Source organism: Pseudoxanthomonas sp. SGNA-20 (assembly GCF_003931635.1).
GTDB lineage: Bacteria > Pseudomonadota > Gammaproteobacteria > Xanthomonadales > Xanthomonadaceae > Pseudoxanthomonas.
Genome location: NZ_RRYK01000025.1, coordinates 1 through 1,079, shown reverse-complemented (window position 1 = coordinate 1,079; position 1,079 = coordinate 1). Strand labels below are relative to the sequence as shown.

Annotated in this window: 1 protein-coding gene; it reads left to right on the top strand. The window is 65.3% G+C overall.

Annotated elements, in window-relative coordinates:
* Nucleotides 1-68: 68 nt before the first annotated feature.
* Nucleotides 69-1,079, top strand: a protein-coding gene (locus EIM48_RS15255) for an IS3 family transposase (RefSeq protein ID WP_125112052.1) whose coding sequence is annotated in 2 segments (ribosomal slippage) — nt 69-327 and nt 327-1,079 — 1,012 coding nt annotated over the 2 segments. Because the reading frame shifts where the segments join, the coding sequence is not laid out codon by codon here. This gene is flagged as partial in the annotation.

Here is a 1,079-nt window from a genome sequence, read left to right as displayed (position 1 = left end):
CGACGTCCCCCCGGTTTTGAGTAGCACGGCGATTTGGAGTCCAATCCCCAACGAGACGGAGATTGGACGTGAAGAAGCGCTTTTCCGAAGAGCAGATCATCGGCTTCCTGCGTGAAGCCGAGGCTGGCGTGGCGGTGAAGGACCTGTGCCGCCGGCACGGCTTCAGCGAAGCCTCGTACTACCTGTGGCGCAGCAAGTTCGGCGGCATGAGCGTGCCGGAGGCCAAGCGGCTCAAGGAGCTGGAGGCGGAGAACACGCGGCTGAAGAAGCTGCTGGCCGAGCAGATGTTCGAGAACGACGTGATCAAGGACGCCCTGCGAAAAAAGTGGTGACCGCACCGGCCAGGCGCGAGCTGGTGCGGCATCTGGTGGGCAAGGGACTGAGCGAGCGACGATCGCTGGCGGTGGTGCGCATGAGCGCCAGCGCCTACCGCTATGCGCCGCGTCCGGACCGCAATGTCGAACTGCGGGCGCGGATCCTGGCGCTGGCGCAGCGGCACAAACGCTACGGCGTCGGGATGATCCACCTCAAACTCAGGCAAGCGGGGTTGCTCGTGAACTACAAGCGCGTTGAACGGCTGTATCAGGAAGCGAGGCTGCAGGTGCGGCGGCGCAAGCGCAAGAAGATATTGCCGGGCGAGCGCCAGCCGCTGGTGCGGCCGAGTGCGGCCAATCAGGTGTGGTCGATGGACTTCGTGTTCGACCGCACCGCCGACGGGCGCGTCATCAAGTGCCTGACGATCGTCGATGACGCCACCCACGAAGCGGTCGCGATCGAGGTGGAGCGTGCGATCTCAGGACTTGGCGTGACGCGCGTGCTCGAACGTCTGGCGCGCTCGCGCGGGCTGCCGCAGGTGATCCGCACCGACAACGGCAAGGAGTTCTGCGGCAAGGCGATGGTCACCTGGGCGCACGCGCGTGGCGTGCAGTTGCGCCTGATCCAACCGGGCAAGCCGAACCAGAACGCCTACGTCGAGTCGTTCAACGGCCGCCTGCGCGACGAGTGCCTCAACGAACACTGGTTCACCCACCTGCTGCACGCCCGGACCGTCATCGAAACCTGGCGCCGGGAATACAACG